23 protein-coding genes are annotated in these 26,592 nt (G+C 46.0%); 21 read left to right on the top strand and 2 right to left on the bottom strand.

Annotation, left to right across the window (positions count from 1 at the left end):
- Positions 1 to 6: 6 nt before the first annotated feature.
- The 14 genes from NNX04_RS05630 to rpoS all read left to right on the top strand — a co-directional run bounded on the left by NNX04_RS05630 (position 7) and on the right by rpoS (position 12,731).
- On the top strand, positions 7 to 504 hold the full coding sequence (locus NNX04_RS05630; RefSeq protein ID WP_007640548.1) for a CinA family protein: 498 nt from the start codon (positions 7 to 9) through the stop codon (positions 502 to 504).
- A gap of 123 nt (positions 505 to 627) precedes the next feature.
- Positions 628 to 1,671: a recombinase RecA gene (recA, locus tag NNX04_RS05625; protein WP_007640549.1), complete on the top strand. Its 1,044-nt coding sequence runs from the start codon at positions 628 to 630 to the stop codon at positions 1,669 to 1,671.
- Positions 1,672 to 1,882: 211 nt separating this feature from the next.
- Positions 1,883 to 2,449 carry a DUF4136 domain-containing protein gene (locus tag NNX04_RS05620; protein ID WP_151057388.1) on the top strand — a complete coding sequence of 189 codons (567 nt, stop codon included), beginning with the start codon at positions 1,883 to 1,885 and terminating at the stop codon, positions 2,447 to 2,449.
- Positions 2,450 to 2,510: 61 nt separating this feature from the next.
- Complete coding sequence (locus NNX04_RS05615; RefSeq protein ID WP_261947751.1) at positions 2,511 to 2,984, top strand: regulatory protein RecX; 474 nt, start codon at positions 2,511 to 2,513, stop codon at positions 2,982 to 2,984.
- A gap of 252 nt (positions 2,985 to 3,236) precedes the next feature.
- Positions 3,237 to 4,856 carry a CTP synthase gene (locus NNX04_RS05610; RefSeq protein ID WP_040391605.1) on the top strand — a complete coding sequence of 540 codons (1,620 nt, stop codon included), beginning with the start codon at positions 3,237 to 3,239 and terminating at the stop codon, positions 4,854 to 4,856.
- Positions 4,857 to 4,928: 72 nt separating this feature from the next.
- Positions 4,929 to 5,780, top strand: coding sequence for a 3-deoxy-8-phosphooctulonate synthase (gene kdsA, locus NNX04_RS05605; protein ID WP_007640560.1), 852 nt, complete (start codon positions 4,929 to 4,931; stop codon positions 5,778 to 5,780).
- 31 nt (positions 5,781 to 5,811) lie between these two features.
- Positions 5,812 to 7,101, top strand: coding sequence for a phosphopyruvate hydratase (eno, locus tag NNX04_RS05600; protein ID WP_007640562.1), 1,290 nt, complete (start codon positions 5,812 to 5,814; stop codon positions 7,099 to 7,101).
- Positions 7,102 to 7,181: 80 nt separating this feature from the next.
- The gene (locus tag NNX04_RS05595; protein WP_441303066.1) at positions 7,182 to 7,472 is read left to right on the top strand and encodes an FtsB family cell division protein; all 291 of its coding nucleotides are present in this window, start codon (positions 7,182 to 7,184) and stop codon (positions 7,470 to 7,472) included.
- 44 nt (positions 7,473 to 7,516) lie between these two features.
- Positions 7,517 to 8,227, top strand: coding sequence for a 2-C-methyl-D-erythritol 4-phosphate cytidylyltransferase (gene ispD / locus NNX04_RS05590; RefSeq protein WP_261947750.1), 711 nt, complete (start codon positions 7,517 to 7,519; stop codon positions 8,225 to 8,227).
- Between the two features lie 39 nt (positions 8,228 to 8,266).
- Positions 8,267 to 8,746, top strand: coding sequence for a 2-C-methyl-D-erythritol 2,4-cyclodiphosphate synthase (gene ispF / locus NNX04_RS05585; RefSeq protein ID WP_007640570.1), 480 nt, complete (start codon positions 8,267 to 8,269; stop codon positions 8,744 to 8,746).
- Positions 8,747 to 8,790: 44 nt separating this feature from the next.
- On the top strand, positions 8,791 to 9,774 hold the full coding sequence (truD, locus tag NNX04_RS05580; RefSeq protein ID WP_261947749.1) for a tRNA pseudouridine(13) synthase TruD: 984 nt from the start codon (positions 8,791 to 8,793) through the stop codon (positions 9,772 to 9,774).
- Between the two features lie 105 nt (positions 9,775 to 9,879).
- Positions 9,880 to 10,554, top strand: coding sequence for a protein-L-isoaspartate(D-aspartate) O-methyltransferase (locus NNX04_RS05575; protein WP_198284768.1), 675 nt, complete (start codon positions 9,880 to 9,882; stop codon positions 10,552 to 10,554).
- A 210-nt stretch (positions 10,555 to 10,764) separates the two neighbouring features.
- A complete protein-coding gene (locus NNX04_RS05570) occupies positions 10,765 to 11,583 on the top strand; it encodes a peptidoglycan DD-metalloendopeptidase family protein (protein WP_261947748.1) in 819 nt (272 codons plus the stop codon).
- 146 nt (positions 11,584 to 11,729) lie between these two features.
- Positions 11,730 to 12,731, top strand: a complete 1,002-nt coding sequence (gene rpoS, locus NNX04_RS05565; RefSeq protein WP_007640574.1) for an RNA polymerase sigma factor RpoS — start codon at positions 11,730 to 11,732, stop codon at positions 12,729 to 12,731.
- Positions 12,732 to 12,820: 89 nt separating this feature from the next.
- Here the strand turns inward: rpoS and glk are convergent, their stop codons facing one another.
- A complete protein-coding gene (glk, locus tag NNX04_RS05560; RefSeq protein ID WP_151057398.1) occupies positions 12,821 to 13,819 on the bottom strand; it encodes a glucokinase in 999 nt (332 codons plus the stop codon).
- Positions 13,820 to 14,151: 332 nt separating this feature from the next.
- Between glk and NNX04_RS05555 the strand changes: the two genes are divergently transcribed.
- Both NNX04_RS05555 and NNX04_RS05550 read left to right on the top strand, forming a co-directional pair.
- A complete protein-coding gene (locus NNX04_RS05555) occupies positions 14,152 to 16,611 on the top strand; it encodes a glycoside hydrolase family 3 protein (RefSeq protein WP_261947747.1) in 2,460 nt (819 codons plus the stop codon).
- A gap of 474 nt (positions 16,612 to 17,085) precedes the next feature.
- Entirely contained in the window at positions 17,086 to 18,303 is a 1,218-nt protein-coding gene (locus NNX04_RS05550) for an alginate export family protein (RefSeq protein WP_261947746.1), read from the top strand.
- Positions 18,304 to 18,418: 115 nt separating this feature from the next.
- Here NNX04_RS05550 and NNX04_RS05545 read toward each other — a convergent pair whose 3' ends face one another.
- Positions 18,419 to 19,699: a citrate synthase gene (locus tag NNX04_RS05545; protein WP_007640579.1), complete on the bottom strand. Its 1,281-nt coding sequence runs from the start codon at positions 19,697 to 19,699 to the stop codon at positions 18,419 to 18,421.
- A 616-nt stretch (positions 19,700 to 20,315) separates the two neighbouring features.
- Here NNX04_RS05545 and sdhC point away from each other — a divergent pair.
- The 5 genes from sdhC to NNX04_RS05520 all read left to right on the top strand — a co-directional run bounded on the left by sdhC (position 20,316) and on the right by NNX04_RS05520 (position 26,582).
- Positions 20,316 to 20,690 carry a succinate dehydrogenase, cytochrome b556 subunit gene (sdhC, locus tag NNX04_RS05540; RefSeq protein ID WP_261947745.1) on the top strand — a complete coding sequence of 125 codons (375 nt, stop codon included), beginning with the start codon at positions 20,316 to 20,318 and terminating at the stop codon, positions 20,688 to 20,690.
- The gene (gene sdhD, locus NNX04_RS05535; RefSeq protein WP_007640585.1) at positions 20,684 to 21,055 is read left to right on the top strand and encodes a succinate dehydrogenase, hydrophobic membrane anchor protein; all 372 of its coding nucleotides are present in this window, start codon (positions 20,684 to 20,686) and stop codon (positions 21,053 to 21,055) included. The genes sdhC and sdhD overlap by 7 nt, the downstream gene beginning before the upstream one ends.
- A complete protein-coding gene (gene sdhA / locus NNX04_RS05530) occupies positions 21,055 to 22,827 on the top strand; it encodes a succinate dehydrogenase flavoprotein subunit (RefSeq protein WP_040391610.1) in 1,773 nt (590 codons plus the stop codon). Before sdhD ends, sdhA begins: the two co-directional genes overlap by 1 nt.
- 30 nt (positions 22,828 to 22,857) lie before the next feature.
- Positions 22,858 to 23,562 (top strand): succinate dehydrogenase iron-sulfur subunit, encoded by a 705-nt coding sequence (locus tag NNX04_RS05525; RefSeq protein WP_007640587.1) that lies wholly within the window; start codon positions 22,858 to 22,860, stop codon positions 23,560 to 23,562.
- A gap of 188 nt (positions 23,563 to 23,750) precedes the next feature.
- Positions 23,751 to 26,582, top strand: coding sequence for a 2-oxoglutarate dehydrogenase E1 component (locus tag NNX04_RS05520; protein WP_261947744.1), 2,832 nt, complete (start codon positions 23,751 to 23,753; stop codon positions 26,580 to 26,582).
- Positions 26,583 to 26,592 lie beyond the last annotated feature (10 nt).

Here is a 26,592-nt window from a genome sequence, read left to right as displayed (position 1 = left end):
ATTGAAATGACGACGTTGGTAAAAGAATTGGCGCAAAAACTCGGTGAGCAGTTGGCAGCTAAAGATTGGCGAATCGCCACCGCTGAATCCTGTACTGGCGGTGGTGTAGCGGCGGCAATTACTGCCATCGCCGGTAGCTCCGCGTGGTTTGAATACGGCGTGGTGAGTTATGCGAATGTCGCCAAACAAAAGCTACTGGGCGTTAGCGCGCAAACGCTGGATATAGAAGGTGCAGTAAGCGAAGCCGTTGTTGTGGAAATGGTGCGCGGTGCATTGGCGCTTTCGGGGGCGGATCTCGCAGTGGCCATCAGTGGTATTGCTGGCCCTAGCGGTGCCACACCGGGTAAGCCGGTTGGTACTGTATGGTTTGCCTGGGCGACAGCGGCGGGTGATCTGAAAACGGATATGCAACTTATTGATGGAGATAGGGCGGCCGTCCAACATGGCGCGGTAATTTACGCTCTGGAAGGCGCTCTGGCGATGACCAAAAAAAATACTGTATAAATTACTAGTACTGTTTGCGCATACAGCTTTTTCATGTATGCTATGTTCATAGTCAGTTGCCTAGTGGCTGACCACAAAAAGATTCTATAACCAGTTTTCACTATTGTTACGTTGAGGTGTCAGATGGATGCGAATAAAGAGAAGGCCCTGCAGGCTGCATTAAGTCAAATCGAGCGTCAATTCGGTAAAGGTACCGTAATGCGTATGGGCGACAAAGAACAAGTCGCCATTCCTGCCATTTCAACTGGCTCCTTGGGGCTGGATGTCGCTCTCGGCATTGGCGGTTTACCCAAGGGCCGTATTATTGAAATTTATGGTCCTGAATCATCTGGTAAAACGACCCTGACTCTGCAAGTTATTGCTGAAGCTCAACGTATGGGTGGGACCTGCGCATTCATTGACGCCGAACATGCACTTGACCCTATCTATGCCTCCAAGCTCGGCGTCAATGTTGAAGATTTGATTATTTCCCAGCCAGACACCGGCGAACAAGCTCTGGAAGTGACCGATATGCTGGTACGTTCCGGTGCAGTGGATGTTCTGGTTGTTGACTCAGTTGCTGCATTGACACCACGCGCTGAAATTGAAGGCGAAATGGGTGACCATCACGTGGGTTTGCAAGCGCGTTTAATGTCGCAAGCGCTGCGTAAAATCACTGGTAATATTAAAAACGCTAACTGTCTGGTGATTTTCATCAACCAGATCCGGATGAAAATTGGCGTTATGTTCGGCAACCCCGAAACTACCACCGGTGGTAATGCACTCAAGTTTTATGCTTCAGTACGTTTGGATATTCGCCGTATTGGTGCAGTGAAAGAGGGTGAGGAAGTTGTGGGTTCTGAGACTCGCGTGAAGGTGGTGAAAAACAAAGTTGCACCGCCATTCAAACAAGCTGAATTCCAAATTCTCTATGGTTCTGGCATTAACCGTATGGGTGAAGTGGTCGATTACGGCGTTAAGTTGGGCATGATTGATAAAGCGGGTGCCTGGTATAGCTATCAAGGCAACAAGATTGGTCAGGGTAAAAACAACGTGATGAAATTTTTACAGGAAAATCCGATTATTGCGCAAGAGCTTGAGCAGCGCGTGCGCACCGAACTTCTTGCTACGCCCGCACTATCTCTGAGTGCCGGTGGTGCAGAAGTGACCGATGATGTAGAAATGTAATTTGTAATGATCTGTACAAAACCCCCATCAGCAGGAATGTTATGGGGGTTTTTGTTGTCTATAAGCGCGGTTATTGTGATTTCCCTAAAGCGCTGGCAGATAGCAATTCGCAGAATGTATCGCCAAGGTGTTTGGTTTCCATTAAGCTGCGTATTAGTAAATTGTTAGTGTGAATCTCACAATCGCGCTTGATAAGAGCAAGAGGTAATTTATGAAAATATCACATTGGGTTTTATTGGTAGGTGCCGTGTTTCTTGCCGGTTGCAGTTCCCAGCCTTATGTTGAAACTGATCATCAGGCTGGGTTTGATTTTGCATCATTGAAAACATTCAGTGTTGCAGAAACCAAGCAGGACTCTAAAGAAGATATCCTGATTTCACCTTTTACATTAAGCCATATACATGCGGCGCTTGAATCTGAACTGGGTAAGCGCTACCAGCAGGGTGCTTCTGGTTCAAAGCCAGACTTTATTGTCAGTTATCATGTAGTGGTTGAGGAAAAAATAGATCCTCGCAGTTACAACGATATCTATGGTTTTGGTTATTACGGCGTAGGTTATCGCTATCCACGCCCTTACTTTTTGGGCACCAATACCGGCTTGCGTGTATACAATCAGGGCAGTTTGATTATTGATATTGTGGATGCCAAAACCGATAAGCCTATTTGGCGCGGTGTATCAGAGAAACGTCTGAGTCGCAGTATGGCGCCACAACAGCAGCGTGAAGTATTGAGCAACGCTGTAGTGGAGGTCTTGGCGCAGTTTCCTCCTGTGAATTAATTGTTGTCAGTTAGTCTAATGGCCGCTTTTTGCGGCCATTTTTATTAGGGCTTTTGTTGTTATGGAAGCAGAATCACCGAAACCATCGGATATACGTTTTGCCGCCATGAATTTTTTGGCAATGCGTGAACATTCCGCTAAAGAGTTAAAGGAGAAGCTTGGGCGCAAGTATTCGGCTTGGCCATGCTTACTTGACTCGGTTATTCAAGCATTGATTGAACAAAATCTTCAATCCGATGAGCGTTTTGCTACCGCGTTTATTGCCATGCGTCAGCGGCAGGGTAAAGGCAGCCAGTTGATTCGTCTTGAGTTGCGTGAGCGTGGTATCAGTGCAGAGCTTATTGCAGCTTGTCTGGATGAGTCGGATGCCGAATGGCAATCATTAGCTTGTGATGCCCGTCGCAAGCGTTTTGGCAATCAAGTCCCTCATGATCAGCGCGAGCGCGCACGGCAGATGCGTTTTTTGCAGACCAGAGGTTTTGCCAGTCGCCATATCCAACAGGCGTTTAATGCAGTCGATACGGATTATTGTTAGCGCCAATTTCTTGAATAAACACTAATCAGTTAGTGGCGAGTGCACGCTTGTTACCTGCAATTTATGTCATCCCATCCTTTTTTACTAACGTCGCTTCATACCCCAATCCCAGCTTTTCGTTGAGCCGAAAGGGGCTTTCTGTTACTCTGGCGCCCCGTCCTGAACGATAAATCCCCAAGCCTCGCAAAGAGTGCTGTTGTAGGCATTTATCTCCATATCCGCTCCGCATTTTCACAGTTAATCAGGTTTTACATGACGCGCTATATATTCGTAACAGGTGGTGTTGTTTCTTCATTGGGCAAAGGCATCGCCTCAGCTTCTCTGGCAGCTATTCTTGAGGCGCGTGGCCTTAAAGTAACTATCATGAAGCTGGACCCCTACATTAACGTAGATCCGGGCACCATGAGCCCTTTTCAGCATGGAGAGGTATTTGTCACTGAAGATGGTGCCGAAACCGATCTTGATCTGGGGCACTATGAGCGTTTTATTCGCACCAAGATGACACGCCGCAATAATTTCACCACCGGTCGCGTGTATGAGACTGTATTGCGCAAAGAGCGCCGTGGCGATTATTTGGGCGGAACCGTGCAGGTTATTCCGCATATCACCGATGAAATCAAGCGTCGCATTCTTGAAGGTGGTCGCGATGTCGATGTGGCTTTGGTTGAGATTGGTGGCACGGTAGGCGATATCGAATCGCAGCCCTTCCTGGAGGCTGTGCGTCAACTCAAAGTTGAAATGGGCACGCGCGCATTGCTAATGCACCTCACTTTGGTGCCTTATATCGCCACTGCTGGTGAAACCAAAACCAAGCCGACTCAGCACTCAGTAAAAGAATTACGTTCCATTGGTTTGCAGCCTGATATTCTGTTGTGTCGTTCCGAGCGTTTGGTGGATGAAGATTCGCGCCGCAAAATTTCGCTGTTCACTAATGTTGCCGAACGCGCTGTTGTACCGCTTCCCGATGCAGACACCATTTATTCGATCCCGCGCTTGCTACAAAGCTATGGTTTGGATCAGATAGTTGTTGAATTGCTTGGTTTGCAATGCCGCGAGGCCGATCTGAGCGAGTGGGACAAGGTTGTTGAAGGCAAACTTAATCCCGTCAATTCCATCACCATTTCCATGGTTGGTAAATATATGGAATTGCTGGATGCCTACAAGTCACTCATTGAAGCACTGACTCACGCCGGCATTCATACCCATACTAAAGTTAATATTAATTACATTGACGCCGAGCGTGTTGAAAATGAAGGCGTTGGCATTTTAAAAGATGCAGATGCTATTTTGGTTCCCGGTGGTTTTGGTGAGCGCGGCGTAGAAGGCAAACTCATGGCGGTGCAATACGCACGTGAAAACAAGGTTCCGTATCTTGGCATTTGCTTGGGTATGCAATCTGTTGTTATTGAATTTGCGCGCAATGTGTTGGGTCTGAAAGGGGCTAACTCCACTGAGTTCGATCGCAATTCTCCGCATCCGGTTATCGGTTTGATTACTGAATGGATCACCTCGGAAGGTGAAGTAGAAAAGCGCGATGAGTCATCTGACCTTGGCGGCACTATGCGGTTAGGTGCTCAGGAGTGTCGCTTGGTTAGCGGCTCTAAGGCACGCGATATTTATGGTGCAGATGTGATTGTTGAACGCCATCGTCATCGCTATGAAGTAAACAACAATTATGTTGATCAGTTGCAAAAAGCCGGTCTAAAAATTGGTGGTTGGTCAGCGGATGATACCTTGGTGGAAATGGTTGAAATTCCCGATCACCCCTGGTTTGTCGCCTGTCAATTCCACCCGGAATTTACGTCTACACCACGCGACGGGCATCCACTCTTTACTGCGTTTGTAAAGGCGGCACTGGCTAATAAGAAATAAGCGGTAAGGGCGCAATTTATTGCGCCCTTACTTTTATCTGCAAGAAATATCCTGCGTTAAAAAGGAATAGATGTGTCACAACAAATCGTAAAAATTGGCAATTTACAAGTTGGGAATTCACTCCCTTTTGTTTTGTTTGGCGGAATGAATGTACTTGAATCTCGCGATATGGCTATGCAGGTTGCCGAGGCATATGTAGAGGCAACTGGCAAGTTGGGTATTCCCTATGTATTTAAAGCCTCCTTTGACAAAGCTAACCGCTCTTCTATTCACTCGTACCGTGGTCCGGGTCTGGAAGAGGGCCTCAAAATATTTCAGGAAATCAAACAAACCTTTAATGTTCCGGTGATCACTGACGTTCATGAAATTGATCAGTGTCAGCCAGTGGCGGATGTCTGTGATGTAATTCAGCTGCCGGCCTTTCTCGCGCGTCAGACGGATTTAGTTGTCGCTATGGCGAAAACCGGCGCAGTTATTAATATTAAAAAGCCGCAGTTTTTAAGCCCGGGTCAAATGAAAAATATCGTCGAAAAATTTGGCGAATGTGGCAATGAGCAAATTATTTTGTGTGATCGCGGCACTAACTTCGGTTACGACAATTTGGTGGTTGATATGCTCGGTTTCCGCACCATGCGCGAGGTGAGCGGTAACGCACCGGTTATTTTTGATGTAACCCATTCCCTGCAGTGTCGCGATCCCATGGGCGCAGCCTCCAGTGGTCGTCGTCATCAAGTAGCTGAATTAGCGCGTGCCGGTATGGCGGTGGGGCTGGCAGGTTTGTTCCTTGAGGCGCACCCTGATCCTAACAACGCAAAATGTGACGGCCCTAGTGCGCTACCACTGGATAAACTCATTCCATTTTTGCAGCAAATGAAAGCAATTGACGATTTGGTGAAAAACTTTCCACCACTCGACATTAACTAAATTTTTTGGAAATCTACTCTGGAGAAGATGAATGACTAAAATTGTTGATATTAAAGCCTTTGAAATTTTGGATAGCCGTGGCAACCCCACTGTAATGGCAGAAGTAATTTTGGATGATGGCTCAATTGGTTCTGCAACTGCACCGTCTGGCGCGTCTACCGGTTCACGCGAAGCATTGGAATTGCGCGATGGTGACAAATCACGCTACTTGGGTAAGGGTGTTTTGAAGGCTGTTAACAACATCAATACCACTATTAAAAATCTGGTAGTGGGTATGGATTCATTGGATCAGCGCGCGCTAGATAATGCCATGATCAAAGCTGATGGCACCGACTTTAAAACTGTGTTGGGTGCAAACGCAATCTTGGCAGTGTCCTTGGCAAACGCCAAAGCAGCTGCAATCTCCAAAAAAGTTCCACTCTATGCACATATTGCTGACCTGAACGGTACTCCAGGTAAGTACTCTATGCCTGTGCCTATGATGAATATCATTAACGGCGGTGAGCATGCTGATAATAACGTGGACATTCAGGAATTCATGATTCAGCCCGTTGGTGCAAAAACCTTTGCTGAAGCATTGCGTATGGGCGCGGAAATTTTCCACACCCTGAAAAAAATCCTGCACGATCAAGGCTTGAGCACTTCTGTTGGTGACGAAGGTGGTTTTGCACCAAACCTGCCATCCAATGAAGATGCACTGAAAGTGATTTCTACCGCTGTTGAAAAAGCCGGTTACAAGTTGGGGGACAACGTTACTCTGGCATTGGATTGCGCATCAACTGAATTCTACAAAGACGGTAAGTATGATCTGGCTGGTGAAGGCCGTGTGTTCACTACCAACGAATTCTCTGATTACCTCGCTGATTTGGCCGCTAAATACCCAATCATCTCTATTGAAGATGGTAAAGACGAAAGCGATTGGGCAGGTTGGGCTGACTTGACACAAAAAATTGGTCACAAAATCCAATTGGTGGGTGATGATTTGTTTGTTACTAACACCAAAATTTTGAAAGAAGGTATTGATAAGAAAATCGCTAACTCCATCCTGATTAAGTTCAACCAAATTGGTTCGCTTTCAGAAACACTGGATGCGATCAAAATGGCACAGGACGCAGGATACACTGCGGTAATTTCTCACCGCTCTGGTGAAACTGAAGATACCACTATCGCTGATTTGGCGGTGGCAACTGCTGCTGGGCAGATCAAAACTGGTTCTCTCTGCCGTTCAGACCGCGTATCCAAGTACAACCGTTTGCTGCGTATTGAAGCCGAATTGGGCGCTGCTGCTCCTTACAAGGGCCGCGCAGAATTCAAGTCGTAATCTGTGTGAAAAAACAAAGGCCGAATCATCGGCCTTTGTTTTTAGTGTGATGGTGAATTATTTAATGTCTCAGGCAATATTTGATTGAACTTATGAAGTGGCTGCTGCTGGTGCTGATAATTTTGCTGAGCTATCTGCAATACAGATTGTGGATTGGTGACGGCAGTCTTGCGCATGCACATCGGCTGGAAAATGAGATTAAACTACAGCAAGCTGAAATTGATCGCATGCGTGAGCGCAATCGCATTCTTGATGTTGAAGTGGAAGAGCTAAAAACAGGCTTGGACACTATTGAAGAGCGCGCACGTAATGACATTGGTCTGATTAAAAAAGACGAAACTTTTTTTATTATCCTCGATGACGAAAAATAATTTTTTATCAACCTGGATAAAACCCTCTATACAGATTGCATTCAATGACAGTATCTAATCAGCAAGCCCCTGCTTATTGGGTGGTAGTGCCTGCCGCAGGCATTGGTGCGCGTATGGGTGCTGATTGTCCCAAGCAATATCTTCCGCTGTTAAATAAAACGGTTATAGAGCATACCTTGTCCCGGTTGTTGGCCGTTCATGGCGTTGCTGGTGTCTATGTGGCATTGAGTCCAGATGATACCTATTGGCGGCAGTTGCCTATTGCCGATCATCCCGCCATTTATGATGTTGCGGGTGCAGCAGAGCGTGCTGGTTCAGTCCTGAATGCATTGGTTGCGTTAACCTCTGTGGCGAAGCCATACGACTGGGTTTTGGTGCATGACGCCGCGCGTCCTTGCATTACACCGGTGGATATTGAATTGCTCATTCGCGGTGTGGCGGATCATCCTGTTGGCGGTATTCTTGGGGTACCCGTCAGCGATACCTTAAAAATGGTCAGCGATGGGAATATCCTGTCTACAACGGATCGTCGTGCTTTATGGCAAGCGCAAACTCCGCAAATGTTCCGTTTGGGCTTATTGCATGATTGTTTGCAGCGTGCATTAGTTGAAGGTAAAACTATTACGGATGAGGCATCCGCGCTTGAGGCATTTGGCTATAAGCCGTTGATGGTGAAAGGTCGCAGCAGCAATATAAAAATTACCTATCCTGATGATTTGGCAATTGCCAGTTTTTTATTGCAACAAAATACCTAGTGTTATGTAGTTGTTTTTAGCAGGAATTAAAATATGTCTATGCGTATTGGTCATGGTTACGATGTTCACGCGTTTGGCGATGGCGATAAAATTGTTATAGGTGGTGTTGTTATTCCTCATCAGCGGGGTCTGATCGCCCACTCTGATGGTGACGTGTTGTTGCACGCCTTGTGTGATGCCTTGTTGGGGGCGGCGGCCCTAGGCGATATTGGTAAGCATTTTCCTGACACTGATATGCAATACCGCAATATTGATAGCCGTGCACTGTTACGTATGGTTTATGCAAAGCTCAATCAACTGGGCTGGAAGTTGGCCAATGCAGACATGACCATTGTTGCTCAAGCTCCACGCATGGCAACCTACATTCCCCACATGGTTGAAACCATTGCAGCTGATTTGCACGTGGATTTGTCGCAAATCAATGTCAAAGCCACCACCACCGAGCGTTTGGGTTTTACCGGGCGCGAAGAAGGTATTGCTTGTTATGCGGTTGTTCTGATCGAAAAGAACAATCACTAATCGAGCTATTGTTATAGCCTCACCTATTATTTACGGATTATGTTTTGACAGAATTTTCGTTGGATTTCCCGCGTGCATACGGCGAACTGAATGCATCGGCTATTTTTCGTGATCAACCGGAAGACTTTAAAGTGGATGAAGACTTGGGCTTCGAACCACTGGGGACGGGTGAACATGTTTTTCTGCAAATATTAAAGCGCGGTGAAAACACGGCGTGGGTTGCCGGAAAAATTGCCGAGTTGGCAAAGGTTAATATTAATGATGTTGGATATGCTGGCCGCAAGGATCGCCATGCAGTGACCACCCAATGGTTTAGTGTTTATCTGCCAAAAAGTATTGAGCCTGATTGGATCTTGCTTAACAGCGATACGATTTATGTGATTCGCGTTGCGCGCCATCAGCAGAAGCTGCGTCGAGGTGATCATCGCCAAAATTATTTTGTAATTCGTTTGCGCGATCTTCAAACAGATAGTCGTCCTGTATTGGAACAAAAAATTCATCAGGTGCTAACCTTGGGCGTGCCCAATTATTTTGGCGAGCAGCGTTTTGGTTTTAATGGTAATAATTTGATAGAAGCCGATGCAATTTTGGTGGGCGGTAAACGTTACAAAGACAAACAAAAACGCGGGTTAATGTTATCTACCGGGCGCTCCTATTTGTTTAATCAGGTTCTCGCTGCGCGAGTTGTTGCAGGTAATTGGTGTGATCTTGTATCGGGCGATCCCGAACCTCAATCATCCGGCCCCTTGTGGGGGCGCGGTCGCTCATTGGCAAGCGATGAGTTATTGGCGTTTGAACAAACAGTATTAGCTGATTGGCAACAATGGTGTGATGGGCTGGAGCATGCCGGATTGTCGCAAGAGCGACGGCCTTTGCGTTTGCTTCCTGCAAATGCCCAGTGGCGCTGGATAGAAAACGATTTGGAGCTTTCCTTTTCGTTGGCTGCCGGTGAGTTTGCCACTGCTGTTTTGCGTGAGTTAGCGCAGTTAACTAATCGCTCACAGGACTCACTTATCGAGTTGGAGTAGATGAGCGATCATTGAAACGCCGCTATGGTATAGTTGCCCGCTTTGTTTAAACGATTTTACATTGTGCCCAATGGGTTAGTTGTAGGTGATGGAGGGGATCTGGCGATGACAGACTTATTGATGCAAGGTGTAGGTATGACCTCGCTGCGCACCCGTGAGCGTCTCATTCAGCGTTTACGCGACCAAGGCGTAACGAATATGCGCGTCCTGGATGTAATGTTAAATACCCCGCGCCATATCTTTCTGGATGAAGCTTTGTCTCATCGTGCCTATGAGGATACAGCCTTGCCAATCGGGCACGGGCAAACCATATCCCAGCCTTACATTGTGGCGCGTATGACAGAAGTGTTACTGGGTGCTGCGGGCGGCAATTTACAGAAGGTACTTGAGGTGGGTACGGGGTCCGGTTATCAAACCAGCGTCTTGGCGCAACTTGTTCCACAGGTGTACAGCGTTGAGCGGATAAAACCACTGCAAGACAAAGCCCGCGACCGATTGCGTCAATTAGGTTTGCGCAATGTGCAAATGCGTCATGCCGATGGCGGGTTTGGCTGGCCGGAAGCCGGTCCTTACGATGGTATTATCAGTACTGCTGCGCCTCAGGCAATTCCAGATGAACTGTTAAAGCAATTGGCTCCGGGCGGTGTTCTCGTAATTCCGGTTGGGGGCAGGGAGCAGCAGCTTCATCTTGTTATTCACGATGCGGAATCCGGTAAATTTGTGACCCGGATTCTTGAACCGGTAAAGTTTGTCCCGTTTCTATCGGGGACTGCGCGGTAGTGGATTGCTGAATTGATTCATAAGGTATTCAGAGTGCGGTGGGTATCCTGGATCTTTTTTCGCAGGAAAAGCTTTGGATTTACGTGAACCTTCGCTCTTTTCTCCTGTGTATTTATAAAAATATTAGATAATTTTAAAATAAATTTAATTTATTAACTCCAAAATGGCATAAAAGAGATTGAAAAATAACCATGATTATTGAGTAATTCGATGCCAAAGCTTGCATTTTTTTCCTCAAGATTACTTATAAATTTGTTCGTTATATCGATCAAAATTTGCTTGCTAACTGGTTGCTTAAGCAATCATTCTGCACCTGTTGAAGATAAGTCACGTACCAATATCAAGCGCCCATTGGCACATGTTGTGATTCCCGGTGACACACTGTTTTCTATCGCATGGCGTTATGGCCTAAAATATGAAGCTCTCGCAAAGCACAATGGAATCAATGCTCCCTATCTAATTCGCCCATCTCAAGTCATTCGGTTAGACATTGCTGCCAAGGCGCAGAGCAACCAAGGCTCGCGCACCCAGGCTACTAACTCCAGGAAAATGTCACCTACTAAAAACACCCGGTTCGTTAGTGTCCCCAAGTCAACTAGTAAAATAAAACAAACAGTTGTGACTGCGTCCGATAAGCCAAATAGTCAGCTTTTAGGTGCACCACAGTGGCGTTGGCCCACTCAAGGTGCAATTTTGTCATCCTTTCAAAGTAACAGTGGTTTAAATAAGGGTATTGATATTGGTGGCAAATTGGGAGAGCCTGTGCTTGCAGCAGCTTCAGGAAAGGTTGTTTATTCAGGAAGTGGGCTGCGCGGTTACGGCAAATTGCTAATTATCAAACACAATGAAACCTTCCTGAGCGCGTACGCACACAACAATGTTTTGCGAGTAAGAGAAGGTGATTTTGTTAAAGCTGGGCAAACAATTGCCGAAATGGGTTCTAGTGGTACCGATAGGGTAAAACTCCACTTTGAGATTCGCCGCGATGGAACGCCTGTTGATCCAATGAAGTTTTTACCGCGTCGTTAGAAAAATGTCATGTTCATGAGTTAAAACGGGAATTCATGAATAACTCTTTATCGGGGAGAAATCCTTAAGAGTTACAGCTAGGGCGAGCTGGGTGATTCATAAATACAAGCCAGCCGGTTAAATAAAAATTGATTAAGGGGCTGAAAATGACTTTACATAATAGTGATTCAACGACTTTAGATCGTGATGATACTTTCATAGCACAAGACATTGATATTGAAGATGCAGAGCTTTTGTTGGCGGAAGAAGATGATGTGCCCAAACCTTCAATGTCAAGTGCTAGCGAACGAATTATTGATGACAAGTACAATAAAACCCTCGATGCCACCCAGATCTATTTAAATGAAATTGGATTCTCCCCTTTACTCAGTGCAGAAGAAGAGGTTTATTTTGCCCGCAAAGCGCTTAAAGGCGATGTCGCTGCGCGTAAACGGATGATAGAAAGTAACCTTCGGTTAGTTGTTAAAATTTCCCGTCGTTATGTTAATCGTGGACTTGCCTTGCTGGATTTAATTGAGGAAGGCAATCTTGGGCTTATCCGTGCCGTAGAGAAGTTTGATCCAGAGCGTGGTTTCCGCTTTTCGACTTATGCTACCTGGTGGATTCGCCAAACTATTGAGCGTGCAATCATGAATCAGACGCGCACAATTCGTTTACCCATACATGTTGTAAAAGAGTTAAATATTTATCTGCGCGCAGCGCGTGAGCTTTCTCAAAAGTTGGATCATGAGCCAACACCCGAGGAAATTGCCAATCTTCTGGAAAAGCCAGTGGCAGATGTCGAGCATATGCTAAGCCTTAATGAGCGGGTGACATCTATCGATGCCCCAATAGGGAATTCTTCTGATCGTGCAATTGTTGATACTATTGCAGATACCCACGTCTCTGATCCTGCCGCATTGCTACAAGATAGTGATTTGACTACCAGCTTGGATCATTGGTTAGATGAGCTTACAGAGAAGCAGCGCGAGGTGTTAGCACGCCGTTTCGGATTAAGAGGGTACGAGGTAAGCACCCTTGAGGAAGTGGGTCACGAAATTGGCTTGACTCGCGAGCGCGTACGTCAAATTCAGGTTGAGGCGCTTAAACGTTTGCGCGACATAATGGAGAAGCAAGGACTAGATAGTACTGCGCTTTTTAGTGTGTAAATTACTTCGATGAAGTGCTGTTTTATTTAAAAAAACAAAAAGCGGAACTGATAAGGTTCCGCTTTTTGTTTATGTGGTTCGTAATCTATTTATTTCAGTGCGTCAGTATTATTGATTAACCACGCTGCAGAACCAACCAAGGCGGCTTTATCATTAATAATTAGCTTTATGGATATGTCGCTAACGTAACCAGTCATTGGGCCTTTGTTTTTATAGCGCTCCAGAAAGTGCGATTCGGGCAGTAAGTCAACCAACTTTGGAGTAATGCCCCCGCCAATTACTACGCCGCCTTTGGCTCCCAGCGACAGCGCTTTATCACCTGCGACTTCTCCTAGTACATCACAAAAAGTCAACACCGCTTCGCGGCAGAGTGGATCTTGATTGGCGATGCCTTTCGAGCTCACTTCAGCGGGGGTGTAGGGCATTGCATCGACCCCTTCGTTATGCGCAAGTGCTCTATATAGGGTAACAAGTCCGCCACCAGAAAGAATATTTTCAACTGATACGTGATTTTGCTCTTTCAGGAGGAAGGCTTTGATATCAAGCTCTTTCTCGTTGGTGGGGGCAAAACTGGCGTGACCACCTTCTGTTGGGATAATTCGCCAGTTATTTTGGTCTGGAACAAGCGCTGCCATGCCAAAACCTGTGCCCGGCCCCATAACAACAATTGGAGCATCAGTATTGGATTTATGGGAATCGTATAGCGTGACCAGCTCGTTTTCTTCAAGGAACGGCACTGCATAGGCGAGAGAGGCAAAGTCGTTGATGACGTGCAATGTTTTCATTCCCAATTGATCCCGCAAGCCATCAATAGAGAACTTCCAATTAAGGTTGGTCATGGATGCCTGGCCATTTTCGATAGGACCTGCAATTGCAAGGCACCCATAAGCGGGAATCTCAACGCCAAACTCACTGCAGCAAGCCTTGATCATTGTGGCCATATCTGGATAGTTGGCGCATTTGAGAGTGATTTGGCGTTCTGCCGTATAATTGGTCTTGCCATTGATGCGATTTTTTTCAGCATCAAACTCGACCAGACCGAAACGACCGTTAGTGCCTCCGATATCAGCAACCAGTAACAGGCTCATGCGACTCCTCAGCTTCTTTAATATTAAGAAGACTAGATTGTTATAGATGGTGTGTTAGAACTGTAATATTTCTTGAGCGCGGGAGAATAACATTAAACTTAATTTGCGGAAATTCACTTTTAAATTGTGAGTCGAAAATGGATGTTATCGCGTTTTATTGAGTGGTTTTTTAAGCATATACAGCCCTACTTACATTGCTCTTTACACTATAAATATTACTTAGGCTGTTGTTTTTGGAGTTATAACTGTTGTTTTGTTGACAGCGCTGTCATTAATGGGTAGCGTTCTCATCGGTTTTTTATTACATATATGTTTTTCCGGAGGTTGTAGAAGTGCAGTGGCCAAGCATCACTAGCAAGGTAAAAAAAGATCCTGTTCTCGAAGCAAAAATTGATCACATTCTTGGTGATTTGAGTTTGGAAGAGAAAATAGGGCAAATGATCCAGCCGGAAATCAGGCATTTAACTCCTCAAGATGTGAGGGATTTTCATATCGGCTCAGTGTTGAATGGCGGCGGTTCGGTTCCCAATGGTAATCGCTATTCAAAAGCTGCAGATTGGCTGGCTATTGCTGACGCCTATTACCAGGCATCTATGGATGATAGTGATGGTTATATGGCTATTCCTATCATGTGGGGGACGGATGCAGTACATGGTGTTGGAAACATTGTTGGAGCAACGCTATTTCCTCACAACATTGCATTAGGTGCGACCAGAAATACGGAGTTAATTAAAGAGATTGGCAATATTACCGCGACAGAAATCGCAGTAACCGGATTGGATTGGGATTTTTCCCCAACAGTGGCTGTCGCCCGTGATGATCGCTGGGGGCGTACTTATGAATCTTATTCGGAGCATCCGGAGCTGGTTCGTGATTATGCCGGAGTGATGGTTGAGGGGCTTCAAGGTGAAGCGAGCGGTCAGGGTTTTTTGTCTGCCTATAAAGTCATATCTACAGCCAAGCATTTTATCGCTGATGGAGGGACTCATAATGGAATAGATCGGGGCGATTGCCTGGCTGATGAGGAAACCCTGTTTCGGGTTCATGCTGCAGGTTACTACAGCGCTATAGAGGCTGGTGTTCAATCAGTGATGGCTTCCTTTAATAGTTGGCACGGCGTGCATATGCACGGTCATCAATATTTGTTGACGCGGGTGTTGAAAGAGCAGATGGGGTTTGATGGGCTTGTGGTTGGTGATTGGAACGGCCACGGATTTGTCGCCGGTGCGACAGTTATAAATTGCCCGCAGGCAGTAAACGCTGGATTGGATATCTTTATGGTGCCGGATCCTGAGTGGAAGCAGCTTTATAAAAATACACTCGAGCAAGTCAAAACAGGCGTTATTCCATTGTCCCGTATTGATGATGCTGTGCGACGCATTTTGCGAGTGAAATTGCGTGCAGATCTTTGGCAGAGAGGGCTTCCATCCAAGCGCCCTTTGGCTGGTAAGGATGAATTACTCGGCGCCCCCGAACATCGTGCTGTAGCACGTCAGGCTGTCCGTGAGTCCCTGGTATTACTAAAGAATAAAAACAATATTTTACCGCTTTCCCCCCGCTTAAATGTGCTGGTTGCAGGTGATGGTGCGGATAACATCAGCAAACAAACGGGCGGTTGGTCCGTGAACTGGCAGGGCACCGGCAATACTATGGCTGATTTCCCTGGGGCGACTACGATCTGGATGGGCATCGACGCCGCAGTTTCTGCCGCAGGCGGTAAAGCAATATTGAGTGTGGATGGTGCTTATGATCAGAAGCCTGATGTTGCAATTATTGTTTTTGGTGAAGACCCCTATGCAGAAATGCAGGGCGATATTCAACATCAGTTATTAAAGGCTGGTGATACGCGCGATCTTGAATTACTTAAAAGGTTGCAGTCGCAAGGTATTCCCGTCGTATCCTTATTTGTTACCGGTCGTCCCATGTGGGTTAACCGGGAGTTAAACCTCTCTGATGCATTTATGGTTGTTTGGCAGCCGGGAACTGAGGGAGCTGGTGTAGCCGATGTTATTTTCACTGGTATTAACGGTGAGCTGAATCATCCAGTTAAAGGGAGATTATCGTTTTCGTGGCCCAAGCGTCCTGACCAGGGGCCACTCAACTGGGGTGATGAAAATTATGAACCATTGTTTGCTTATGGTTTCGGCTTGGCTTACGGCGAGCTGGATTTGTTAAAGGATAATTTACCCGAGGAGGGCATTGCTCTTGAGGAAAGTTCCAATGTATTGGAGCTGTTTAACCGGCGCCCTCTGGGTGCTTACCAAGTAATGCTTGAAGGGAAAAATAATGACCGTGTGCTTTTAAACGGGAATATTGCTAATGTTTCAACGCTCAGTGTTAGTTGTGTTGATCGCGATGTACAAGAAGACGCGCGCAGGGTTATTTGGAATGGGGAAGGTGAGGGCTTGGTTGCAATTTCTAACCAAAATCGCCAAGTGTTGAGTAGTTATTACGAGTCTAACTCATCGTTGCTGTTTGATGTGAAAGTTGATTCGGCTCCTGAAGATCAAGCATGGGTTCGGATTGGTTGTGGCCCATCCTGTTATTCTCAGGTTGAAATAACGAGGGAGTTGCGTGAAATTGTTGGTGGAGGTTGGAAAACGCTATCGGTTGATTTGATTTGTTACCCTGATGCAGGTACAGATTTTGGGTTAAAAAGAACGCCTGAAGAGTTGTTCGCACTTATTCTTGAACCTTTTGCATTGGTCGCCAATGGTGCTCTCGACTTGACTTTTTCCCATGTGAGAATAGAAAAGTCACGTGCACAAGGTGGTTGTGTTCGTTTAGTATAGGTTTGTAGTATCACCTCTAAAAGCCGCGCATTTTTGCGCGGCTTTTTTTTGTAAAAAATAAAGTGCTTGGTGAAAAAAATCATTCGTGCTTTGACTGTGTGCGTGCCTTAAAAACGTGGTGCATTATTTTGTTCCATATGGGGGCGTCAATTTTTGGTTTTTTGCTTGGAAATGGCGCCACTTAAAATTACTCGTCACCATTAAAGTGCGCGATAAAAAAGTAATTTCACGGGCAGTAATTTTTTTAAAGTTTCATATCTCTTTGATTAATAGCAATTTATTGATGCTATTTCATCTTTTTTCGGCTGTTGGCACAAGACTTGCGCTAGTGGATATCAGTCAACATTCCTGTTGGTGCATCAGGGTTTCACTGGAAACTTTTTAGTGCACAGCAATGTGTAAGTTGCATTACTAATTTGCTGGGAATGCTACTCATGGCTAACACACATCTACTATGTCTTTGGAGAAGGCTCTATGAAAAAAAATACACTTCATCTTTTGGTTGCTGCGGTAAGTTCGTTGGTTTGCGGTGTTCCAAGTGTTTCGGCAAAAACATTTACAGAGTCAATGCAACAAGGCAGTGTAGTAAAAGTAAATTTTCGCACCCGCTTTGAGGATGTTAGTGAAGATGGGCTGAAAGATTCCGATGCGTTAACTACTCGCTCTCGTCTCTCTTATCAGTCTGGTGCATGGAATGGTTTCGGATTTTCTGCCGAATTTGATGATGTTACCGAGCTTACTAATGATGTTGATTATCGCACTGCTCCATCGGGTGATGCGAATAATCCGGGCACTGCAATTATTGCTGATCCAGAAGGGACAGAAGTGAATCAAGGATTTATCTCATACACCAATTTTAACAATCAAGTTAAGTATGGTCGTCAGCGCTTGATTTTAGATAATGCCCGTTTTGTCGGTAACGTGGGATGGCGTCAGAACGAGCAAACTTATGACGGTGTATCTTGGACAAATAAAACTATTCGTTATACGAATTTCACCTACGCCTATATCAAAAATGTGAATCGTGTATTCGGTGAGGATAATCTCCTTCAGGGCGATCACAATCACAACAGTCATGTGCTTAATCTGAGCTACACCGGCTTTGATGCGGGTAAATTAATTGCTTACGCATATTTGTTGGATGTGGAAAACCCAATTGCTGCAAAAGGTGCAAGTAGTGATACCTTTGGTTTGCGTTGGCAAAGTGCTACTCATGGTATGTTTCAATATAATCTAGAGTATGCAAAGCAATCTGATGCTGGTGCTCTTGGGCTATTCGATGCTAAATATTTACTTGCAGAGGGGACCTTGAGTGTATCTCGTTTTGCATTTACGGGAGGCTATGAATTATTGGGTTCCGATGATGGCTCGTACGGTTTCGCAACTCCCTTGGCAACCCTGCATGCATTTCAGGGGTGGGCAGATAAATTTCTTGCAACTCCTGCTGCAGGTTTGGAAGATAAATATTTGAAAGTTGGATTTACCGCAGTTGGGACCCAATTTTTACTGGGGTATCACAAATTTGATTCAGATACCGGCAGTCTGGATTATGGTGATGAAATTGATTTCAGTGTTAGTAAAAAAATTGGTTCAGTAGTTTGGACCGCAAAATATGCAGACTTTGCCATGGGTGATGTCGCTGCCTACAAGGACACTACAAAGTTTTGGCTAATGGCTGATTGGAATTTTTAATTTCACAGTGCAAATATCACCCAATAAAAAAACCTGCTTTGAGCAGGTTTTTTTATTGGATTTGTAGAATGCAAAAAGCCGCATGGAGCGGCCTTTTGCATTTACAGCATAGCAATTACTTGGTTGGGTAATCGCGCTTTGGACTGCCGGTATATTGTTGGCGTGGGCGACCAATTTTATATGGCCCGCTTACCATTTCATTCCAGTGGGAGTACCAGCCTACTGCACGTCCCAGTGCAAAAATCACGGTGAACATTTCGGTTGGTATACCGATTGCCTTCATGATGATGCCTGAGTAGAAATCAACATTGGGATAGAGTTTCTTGGAGATAAAGTAGGGGTCTTCCAATGCAATCTGCTCAAGGCGCTTGGCGATCGCTAGCAATGGGTCATTTTCCAATCCCAGCTCGGCCAGCACTTCATCGCAAGTTTGTTTCATTACTTTGGCGCGTGGGTCAAAGTTTTTGTAAACGCGATGGCCGAAACCCATCAGCCGGAAGCCGGAGGTTTTATCTTTGGCGCGCGCAACGCAGGCTTCAATATTGTCTACAGTGCCGATCTCTTCCAGCATCTCCAAAACGGCTTCGTTGGCGCCGCCATGAGCGGGTCCCCACAGCGTTGAAATACCTGCAGCTATGGCTGCGAACGGGTTTGTGCCTGAGGAACCTGAGAGGCGAACAGTAGAGGTCGATGCATTTTGCTCATGGTCAGCATGTAATATAAAAATACGATCCATAGCTTTTGCAATAGTCTTACTTACATTCGGAGTTTTGCCTGCAGTGCCGAATGTCATGTTCAAGTAATTTTCGGCGTAGCTCAAGCTGTCATCCGGAGCAATAAACTCTTCACCCTTGCGGTGCTTGTAAACCATTGCGGAAAGGGTTGGCATTTGGCCAATCAGTCGGTAAGCGGTCAGCTTGCGGCTTTCAGCATCGGTAATGTTGATTTCATCGTTGTAGACCGCAGCCAGCGCAGCAACAGCACTGCACAAAATCGCCATGGGATGTGATTCGCGCTTAAAGCTTTTGATGATATTTGCTACAGACTCATCTACTGCTGAGTGTTTTTTGATTTGGGCGGTAAATTCTTCTTTTTGATTCGGGGTTGGCAGTTCGCCGTTCAGTAAGAGGTAGCAGGTTTCAAGATAATCAGAGGATACAGCGAGTTGTTCGATTGGGTAGCCGCGGTGAAGGAGCACGCCTTCATCACCATCAATAAATGTAATACTGGATTCGCATGAGGCGGTGGACATAAAGCCCGGGTCGAATGTGAAGAAGCCATTTTTGGTGATGCTGGTAACGTCAATAACGTCTGGTCCGATAGTACTGGCGTAGATGGGTAACTCAATCGTTTTATCAATGCCATCAATCGTGAGTTGTGCTTTCTTGTCAGTCATTACTGACTCCTGTGCTTACTGATTTGGACTAAAGGCTTGAGTGAAGCATGTTTCGCTTTACTCAACGAATAAAAACCGTAGGTGGCTTTGCTTTCTATATAGCTCTGCTTTTAACAGCTTTTTAGGCCGGCTACTTTTTATGGACTGGTCAGCTGCATCTATTATGAGCTGATGGTGCCGATTGCGAGCGGCATTATAGATGACTTAATTGTTAAGGCGAAAGTTTTTGGTGCGGCTCGGCGGTAAATTTAGCTTCTTTTTTGGGGTTAGCTGATGTTGTACATCTTTGTCTGGTGATTCTTCGTATGGCACTTGCGGGTGGGTTGCATTGTTATGATGCATTAATCATTTTAATGCTTTAAATGCGTGCGTTTTTTGAAAAATTATCTAGATAAATCATGGTGTTGTGTAAAAAAGCCGTTAAAAAATTATCCGCTTTGTGAATGCTGTGTTTGAGGGGCTTAATCAGTGGCTTTTTGTTTGTGTTTCCAGAGGTCAATCTCTATAATGCTGCGCGACTTGCAGGGCGCACTGCACTTTTTTATCTCTTAATAGATACAAGGTGCGATGCTTACTCTTAAACCTGCCCGCGATGGGCAATAAGGTGATCTAGACCGTGAAAAAGAAAAGACCTGTCAATCTACATATTACATTTGCTGCACTTCCTATCACTGCTTACGTTTCTATTCTTCATCGCGTCTCTGGCGTTTTCCTTTTTGCGGGTATTGCACTCCTGTTATGGATGCTCGACTCAAGTACTGGCTCACAAGAAGGTTTTAACGCAGTAGTGGCGCTCACTTCAAATCCTGTATTTAAAGCGATTTTATGGCTTGTTTTGGCTGGATTGGCTTATCACATGGTGCTTGGTATTCGCCATTTGATTATGGACTTTGGTGTGGGTGAGTCGCTCAAAGGCGGCAAGCTAGGGGCTAAAATTGCGCTGGCTATTGCCATCGTGTTGATCGTATTGGTGGGGGTATGGGTATGGTAACTTCAGTAACCAGTTTTGGGCGCAGCGGTCTTTACGATTGGTTGATTCAGCGTATTGGTGGTGCTGTTATGGCGGCCTACACCATTTTCATCGTTGCTTACTTGGCATTAAACCCTGATTTGACCTTTGAGCAGTGGCAATCCCTTTACAATCAGTTGTGGATGCGTGTTTTTACTCTTGTCACTCTTCTTTCTTTTATATCCCATGCCTGGATTGGTTTGTGGGCCGTACTGACTGATTATTTAACCACTCGCATGTTAGGCTCCAAAGCAACTTTCTTGCGTATATTTGCCCAGATGGTCCTGGGTGCTGTTGCAGTGACTTATCTCGTTTGGGGTATTCAAGTAATTTGGGGTATTAACTGATGGCTACTATGCGCACGATTTCGTTTGACGGTATTGTAATTGGCGGTGGCGGCGCTGGTATGCGTGCCGCACTGCAATTGGCTCAATCTGGCTATAAAACAGCTGTAATTACTAAAGTTTTTCCTACTCGCTCACACACTGTATCTGCCCAAGGCGGGATTACCTGTGCGATCGCAAGTGCTGACCCGAATGATGATTGGCGCTGGCACATGTACGACACTATCAAAGGTTCTGACTATATTGGCGATCAGGACGCAATTGAGTATATGTGTTCTGTGGGGCCAGAAGCGGTATTCGAATTAGAGCATATGGGATTGCCGTTCTCTCGTACCGAAGAGGGCCGAATCTATCAGCGTCCTTTCGGTGGTCAATCAAAGAATTTTGGTGAAGGAGGGCAGGCAGCGCGCACTTGTGCCGCAGCAGACCGCACCGGTCATGCTCTTCTGCACACCCTTTATCAAAACAATATCAAAAATCAGACTGTATTTTTAAATGAATGGTTTGCTGTTGATTTGGTAAAAAATCAGGATGGTGCAATCGTCGGTGTTATAGCAATTAATATCGAAGATGGCGAAACCGTTTATGTAAAAGCGAAGGCAACTGTATTGGCAACAGGTGGTGCAGGGCGTATTTATGCATCAACGACCAATGCACATATCAATACTGGTGATGGCGTAGGCATGGCATTGCGTGCTGGTGTCCCGGTACAAGATATTGAAATGTGGCAGTTCCACCCCACTGGTATCGCGGGTGCTGGCACATTGGTAACTGAAGGTTGTCGCGGTGAAGGTGGTTACTTAATTAATAAGCACGGTGAGCGTTTTATGGAGCGCTATGCGCCTAACGCCAAAGACTTGGCTGGCCGCGATGTGGTTGCACGATCAATGATCCTGGAAATCATTGCTGGTAATGGTTGTGGTCCCAATGGCGATCACGTGTTGCTGAAGCTTGATCATCTGGGTGAAGAGGTTCTGGAAAGCAAGTTGCCAGGCATCTGCGAACTCTCGCGCACTTTCGCCCACGTCGATCCGGTTTATGCCCCCATTCCTGTGGTGCCAACTTGCCACTATATGATGGGCGGTATCCCCACGAATGTTAATGGACAAGCGTTAACAGTTGATGCCAACGGTAATGATGTGGTTATTGATGGTTTGTTCGCTTGCGGTGAAGTGGCTTGTGTATCAGTGCACGGTGCTAACCGTTTGGGTGGTAACTCATTACTTGATTTGGTTGTATTTGGTCGTGCGGCTGGACTGTATATCGAGAAAGCATTACGCGAAGGTATCGAGCATCGCGATGCAAGCGAGGCCGATATTGAAAAAGCCATGGCGCGCCTAAACAAAATTAATACATCTACATCAGGCGAGAGTGCATCTGTATTACGTAAAGAATTGCAGACAATCATGCAAAACTACTTTGGCGTTTTCCGCAAAGGTGAGTTTATGCAGAAAGGTATTCAGCAATTGGCTGAGCTGCGTAAGCGTATTGAGAATGTTTCGATTACCGATAAAAGTAATGCATTTAACACGGCGCGTATTGAAGCCTTGGAATTGCAAAACTTGCTGGAAGTGGCTGAAGCGACTGCTATTGCCGCCGAAGAGCGCAAAGAATCCCGTGGTGCTCATGCCCGTGAAGACTTCGAAGATCGTGACGATGCCAATTGGTTGTGTCACTCAATGTATTTCCCCGGCGAAAAGCGGGTTGGCAAGCGTGCGGTGAATTTTAAACCGCGCACTATGGAAGCGTTCCAACCCAAAAAACGTACCTATTAATAACCGCATAGGGTAATCGGGAGAAGAGTTATGTTGAAAGTACAAGTATATCGTTACAACCCAGAGACTGATAACGCCCCTTACATGAAAACCTATGAGGTAGATACTCAGGGTAAAGACTTGATGGTGTTGGATGTTCTTGAATTACTTAAGGCGCAGGATCAGTCATTAGCATATCGCCGCTCATGCCGTGAAGGTGTCTGTGGATCCGATGGTATGAATATCAATGGTAAAAATGGTCTGGCCTGCATCAAACCAATTTCAGAGTGTGTCAAAAACAACACTTTGATCTTGCGTCCATTGCCTGGTTTGCCAGTGATTCGCGATCTGGTTGTGGACATGACCCAGTTCTACGATCAATACAAGAAAATAGAACCTTTCTTGCAAAATGATACACCTGCGCCCGCTATTGAGCGTTTGCAGTCACCTGAAGATCGCGCCAAGCTTGATGGTCTTTATGAGTGTATACTTTGCGCTTGTTGCTCTACCAGTTGTCCTTCATTCTGGTGGAACCCGGATAAGTTTATTGGTCCGGCGGGCTTGCTTCAGGCGTATCGTTTTCTGGCCGACAGTCGCGACTTGGCTACACAAAAACGCCTGTCAAACCTCGATGATCCGTTCAGTGTATTCCGTTGTCATGGCATTCAAAATTGTGTCGCAGTCTGCCCGAAAGGCCTGAACCCGACACGAGCTATCGGCCATATTCGCAATATGCTTTTACAGAGCGCTACCTAGGGTAGCGCTTTTCTGTATTTGAGCTGACCAAAATAGTCAGCGTAAAGCCAAAGTAAAACTGTTTGTTGTAATGGAGAGTTACAGCGACTTAAAAGCGGCGCTTTTAATCAAAAGTTGAGAGCGTTTGGTAGCTAACTGCTAGTTGTTATAGCAGGAGGTTTAAACCTCCGATAATTAAGGTGAGTGGAATGCAAGACAGCATTATGGAGCAATTTTGGAGCACGTCTCACATCTCTGGTGGGAATGCTGCCTACGTCGAAGAGCTCTACGACACGTATTTACATAACCCTAATGCCGTTCCAGAAGAATGGCGCAATTACTTCGATCAGTTACCCCGTGTAAATGGGGTGCTAACCCAAGATACTCCTCACTCGGTTATTCGTGCTCAGTTTGAACAGTTGGGTAAATCCCGTATCCGCACTGTAACTGCTGCAGGTAGTTCGGTCAGTGCAGAGCACGAACAAAAACAAATTAAAGTTTTACAACTCATTAGTTCCTACCGCTTCCGTGGCCATCAAAAAGCACAACTTGATCCGCTAAATTTGATGCAGCGCGAGCCAGTTGCAGATCTCGATTTAAATTTCCATGGTTTGACTAATGCCGATTTGGATACTGTTTTTAACAGTGGCACTTTGTTTATCGGCAAAGAACAGTCTACTTTGCGCGAAATTATTGAAGCGCTCGAAAAAACCTACTGCGGCCATATAGGCGCAGAAATCATGCATATTACTCCGCTAGCTGAAAAACAATGGCTGCAACAGCGCCTTGAAAGTGTTCGCTCCAACCCTGAATTTAGTAAAGAGCAACGCCTTGCTTTGCTGGAGCGTCTGACGGCGGCTGAGGGACTTGAACGTCATTTGGATAGCAAGTATCCCGGCACAAAACGTTTTGGTTTGGAAGGCGGCGAGAGTTTTATTCCGCTGGTTGATGCCTTGGTAAAACGTGCTGGTACCTACGGTGCGAAAGAAATCGTACTGGGTATGGCCCACCGTGGTCGTTTAAATACACTGGTCAACGTATTTGGCAAAAGCCCCGCAGAATTATTTGCCGAATTTGATGGTAAGCGTTCTCTGAAAACTTCCGGCGACGTTAAATATCACTCAGGTTTTTCATCCAATGTGATGACTCCTGGTGGTGAATTACACATGGCGATGGCGTTCAACCCATCGCACCTGGAAATTGTATCGCCTGTAGTTGAAGGCTCGGTACGTGCACGTCAGGATCGTCGTAGCGATAAAACTGGCGCAAAAGTGGTGCCTATTGTTGTGCATGGTGATGCCGCATTTGCTGGGCAGGGTGTAGTTATGGAGACATTCCAAATGTCCCAGACTCGCGCTTACGGCACTGGCGGTACACTGCATATCGTTATTAACAATCAGGTGGGTTTTACCACTAACAAACGTGAAGATGCGCGCTCAACCGAGTATTGCACTGACGTTGCCAAAATGATCGAGTGCCCGATTTTCCATGTGAATGGTGATGATCCTGAGGCGGTACTGTTTGTGGCGCAATTGGCCATGGATTACCGTTACGAATTTAAAAAGGATGTAGTCATCGATTTGGTTTGCTATCGCCGTCGCGGTCACAACGAAACCGATGAGCCATCCGCAACCCAGCCGTTGATGTATCAAATCATCCGCAGTTTGAAAACGACTCGCACTTTATATGCCGATCAGTTGGTTGCACAAAATATATTGACGCAAACCGCTGCCGATGAGATGACAACCAATTATCGCGCAGCACTGGATCGCGGCGAACACGTGGCCAGTGGTTTGGTAAGCGAGCCGGATAGTAGTTTGTTTGTGGACTGGTCGCCCTATATTGGTCACGACTGGGAAACACCAGCCAATACAGGCTGTGACTTAAAAACTTTGCAGGCTGCCGCTAATAAAATGTGCGAAATTCCTGACGGAATTGTGCTGCAAAAGCAAGTCGAAAAAATTTACGAAGACCGCCGCAAAATGGCTGCTGGTGCCTTGGCGCTTAACTGGGGCATGGCTGAAACTCTAGCTTATGCAACTTTAGTGGAGCAAGGTTATCAGGTACGTATGACTGGCCAAGATGTTGGTCGCGGTACTTTCTCCCATCGCCACGCGGTAATCCACAGCCAAAAAGATGGTTCTGCTTACGTTCCATTGGCAAATATGGCGCCTAACCAACCATCTTTTGAACTGTTTGATTCTTATTTGTCGGAAGAGGCAGTGCTTGCGTTTGAATACGGCTATTCAACTACCTCGCCAACCGGCTTGGTGATTTGGGAAGCACAATTTGGCGACTTCGCTAACGGCGCACAAGTAGTAATTGACCAGTTTATTACCAGTGGTGAACACAAATGGGGTCGTTTGTGCGGTCTGACTATGTTGCTGCCACACGGTTATGAAGGTCAGGGCCCGGAGCACTCATCGGCGCGTCTTGAACGTTTTATGCAACTTTGTGCTGAGCACAATATTCAGGTGTGCGTACCTACCACGCCAGCGCAGGTATTCCATATGCTGCGTCGTCAGGCGATTCGCCCAATGCGTCGCCCGTTAGTAGTGATGAGTCCCAAATCGCTGTTGCGCCACAAACTGGCCACTTCAACGCTTGAAGAGCTGGCAAATGGCAGCTTCCAAAACGTGATTACTGATAGCAGTGTTGATCCGACTAAAGTAGAGCGTGTTATTTTGTGTAGTGGCAAGGTGTATTACACCTTGCTGGAAGAGCGTACTGCACGTAAACAGGAAAATGTTGCGCTGATCCGCTTGGAGCAGTTGTATCCTTTCCCTGAGGAAGAATTGAAAGCGGCAATGGCGCCATTTAAAGCAATTAAAGATATCTTCTGGTGCCAGGAAGAGCCCATGAATCAGGGTGCTTGGTATAGCAGTCAGCATCATATGCGCCACGTAGTACATGAGTTGTTTGGCAAGGCGATGTATCTGGATTATGTAGGCCGTGATCCTTCTGCGGCACCTGCAGGCGGTTATATGTCTGTGCATATTGAAGAAGAAAAACGTTTTGTGAATAAAGCGCTCACTGTGTGAGTGCTTTTAC

Origin of the sequence: Cellvibrio sp. QJXJ, from assembly GCF_024452345.1 — a bacterium.
Lineage (GTDB): Bacteria > Pseudomonadota > Gammaproteobacteria > Pseudomonadales > Cellvibrionaceae > Cellvibrio.
Note: the sequence above shows the minus strand (reverse complement) of the source record. Positions and strands in the feature narration are given on the sequence as shown.